The organism is Methanocalculus sp., assembly GCF_029762515.1.
Classification (GTDB): Archaea; Halobacteriota; Methanomicrobia; order Methanomicrobiales; family Methanocorpusculaceae; genus Methanocalculus.
In genome coordinates this window covers 1-3,285 of record NZ_JARVGN010000266.1, presented here as the reverse complement: position 1 = coordinate 3,285, position 3,285 = coordinate 1, and the positions used below count along the sequence as shown (strand labels likewise).

Sequence of the window (3,285 nt, the reverse complement as noted above, 5' to 3'; positions counted from 1 at the left end):
ACTGGAAAAGATATAATGTTACAATCAAATCCCTGTAAAGTTTGCAAGGGAACAGGATATTCAAATTCCTACAAAAGATAAAAAAAATCAAATTTTCCGAATACATTATTAAATGATAATCCTCTGTCGGAATCAACCGCCTAGCCATGGCCTCGTTTTCTTGGATCCCTGCTTCTTATTGGTATGATACTTTGAGTCAGGAGTCAGCGATTTGAACTCCACCATACCTCTAAGACCTTAATGAGCCGAGGCTGGTGAATATCAACTTCCTGCACGGCCGGGGAGGACGAGGATGATTACGTTAAGGTACGAGGCGGAGCGGGTGAGGGCGGTGTGTGGAAACTGAAAAAATTAATTTTTGATATGATTATGATCATTCCTTGAGGTATTTGCCACCAACACTCACGAATCGCTCGGGTTTTTTAATTTTATCATATTTGCGAATGTTTTCGAGCTCAAGTGCAATCCAATTCTTCTTTTTTCTCTCCCCTTTTCTTGTACGGACGCCCTGCCATTTTTCCTGCACTTCAAGGTAGTCCTTTACCTCTTCCCGTGTGAGAAACACTGCATCGCCAAATGTTTCAAAGAAATTGAGAGGATTTTCCAGTATAATGATCCTTTTAATCGTCGCTTCCCCGACATAACCGGTGTCTTCATGCGACTGGTAGAATACAAATTTCATGCCGCGTTTGAGCTCTTTATAGACTGTTGCTGGTTTGATAAAGACCGTTTTCCCACCAACAAAGAATCGGTCCATATATTTTTTAGGTATTGGAAAAGTGACGCCGATTATCTCACTCATAGGTTGAGTGTGAGAGAAACACATATATATAAAATATTGTTTTTCTTTTTTTAGATATAGTCCCATATTTCTAAAAAGACGTTTAAAAATAACGTAAAATAAAAAACAGCACGATTAAGTAATGCCATCGGCAATCACTCACTTGATGCGCCGTGACCCCTTCCTATAGCCAAATAACCGCACAAATTCTCAATGAGCCCAAGCCTCTTTCTGATGATCAGCGCCATGCAGTGCTCTGTGATCGTTCCCACATACGAATTATCGCGGGTGCAGGGGCCGGTAAAACCGAGACCTTAACACGACGTATTGTGTATCTCCTTCTCGAGGAACAAGTTGATCCCACTTCCATTGTGGCATTCACATTCACGGAAAAAGCGGCGCAAAGCATGAAAAGCCGCATCTACGAACGGGTAAACCATCTCGGTGGAGAGGAGATCTGCGCTCGTTTGGGAGAGATGTATGTCGGAACCATTCACGGTTATTGCTATCGTCTTCTGGAGGAGTACTTCGGGTATGGCGACTGGGGCGTGCTCGATGAGAAACAAGAGATGGCGTATCTCATGCGGGTCGGTTGGGCTTTGGGGCTCGGGCGGACTGGTTACTATGCCACCAACTGTGAAGACTTTCTCAATACCCAGAATGTCTACTACGGCGAGATGATCCCTGAGCAGTCTCTGAGAAAAAAGAAAGACACAGTGTTTCTCGAAAAAATTCGCCAATATGAGGCGTCACTGGACCGGCATAAGCGACTCACCTTTAACCGCATGGTGCAGCTTGCGGTGGAGAATCTGCAACAATGCCCCGAGGTGGCAGACCACGTGCAACACCTCATCGTCGACGAGTATCAGGATATTAACCGCGCACAGGAAGAACTCATCCGCCTGATCGGCCACGGCGGGTATATTTTTATTGTCGGGGACCCGCGTCAGACGATTTACCAGTGGCGTGGTTCCGATGAGCGGTGTTTCGAGGAATTTGCATCGAAGTACCCGGAGACCGCGACCATCAACATCACGGAGAACCGCCGCTCGACCGTTGCGGTGATCGAATCGGCAAATGGCTTCTCGGATTCATTCGAAGAACAGCACTACAACCACATGGACCCGGTCCGCCATGAACAGGGTGGTGCGTACCTCGTTGAGGCAGATAGCGATATGGCCGAGGTCGAATGGATTGCGGACCGGATCCAGGGGCTTGTTGACAGAGAAAAATGTAACTACAGTGATATCGCGCTCCTTTTCCGAAGTGTGACCACTTCTGCTCCTGTCTTTATCGACGAGTTCAGGCGCCGTGACATCCCCTTCGTTGTCGGCGGTAAGGTGGGATTGTTCCGTCGCCCGGAAATCTTAGGTATCGGGCAGCTGTTTGCATGGCTGTGGGAAGACGGGTTCTGGCAACAGGATCGCTGGTCATCGCACACCCGTATTCGTGGAGAGGAACTGCTCAGTGAAGCGGTGGTGAACTGGAATCAGGGTGTGCCTGACTTGGTTCTGGAGGATGACGATATCAGGAATATCCGACGATGGAAAGAGTCCGTGCTGAACGGGACCTACGAGAACTTCACTCAAGTCTTTAGTGAACTGCTTGTTCTGCTCGGGTATCAACGGCTCGATCCCGACAACGTGCGCCATGCGGTTATTATGGCGAATCTTGGAAGGATCAACACACTCCTCACCGATTACGAGACGGCGATCATGCTCGGGGGACGACGAAACCGAAACTGGGAGAGCGACTTGAAAGGGCTATGCTGGTACATGAACACCTACGCGTCCTCGAAGTATGAAGAGCAGACCGGCGACGACATCGGCGGCGTGGACGCGGTGCAGCTGGTGACGGTCCATCAGAGCAAGGGTCTCGAATGGCCGCTCGTGTTTGTTCCCTGTATGGTCAAGCAACGGTTCCCCTCGAGCATGACGGGCAGAGGAAGAACCTGGCTAATCTCTCCGGACCTCTTTGACGTGGCGAAATACGAAGGAGACCTGGAGAATGAGCGTAAGCTGATGTACGTGGCGCTGACCCGGGCCATGGATGTTGCTGTGGTGAGTTACTTTACGTCGATGAACGGGAGACGAAAAGGACGGAGTGCCTTTATTGACGATATCGAGAGCCTCTCTTATGTTGAGCCACTTTCACAGAGAGAGGTGTTGCCCGATCACGAATCTGCAACAGGCGGTGCTGTGGACGAACTGCGCACATTCACCGCAGGCGAAATCGTGGACTATGGGAAGTGCGGGCACTTTTACCGGCTGCGTCATCTCTGGGGATACCAGCCGGGTCTGTCGGATTACCTCGGATACGGGCGTACCCTCCATTTCTGCTTGCGTGAGGCCGCCGACCTGATGAAGAATGAGGAGCTGTCTCCGATGGTTTCGGTGGCGACGGCGGTCGACCGTCACTTCCATATGCCGTTCGTGACCGAGGGACGAATGGTGAAGATTAAGCAGGCGGCAAAGAACCATCTGATGAGATTTGCGGAGACCTAC

General features: G+C 49.9%; 2 protein-coding genes. One reads left to right on the top strand and one right to left on the bottom strand.

Going from position 1 to position 3,285, the window contains the following annotated elements; genetic code table 11:
* Positions 1-373 precede the first annotated feature (373 nt).
* Positions 374-802 carry a DUF365 domain-containing protein gene (locus tag QCH34_RS09385; RefSeq protein WP_300333259.1) on the bottom strand — a complete coding sequence of 143 codons (429 nt, stop codon included), beginning with the start codon at positions 800-802 and terminating at the stop codon, positions 374-376.
* Positions 803-954: 152 nt separating this feature from the next.
* On the opposite strand from QCH34_RS09385, the gene QCH34_RS09380 reads away from it, so the two are divergent.
* On the top strand, positions 955-3,285 hold a 2,331-nt coding region (locus tag QCH34_RS09380; protein ID WP_300333256.1), incomplete at its 3' end, for an ATP-dependent helicase.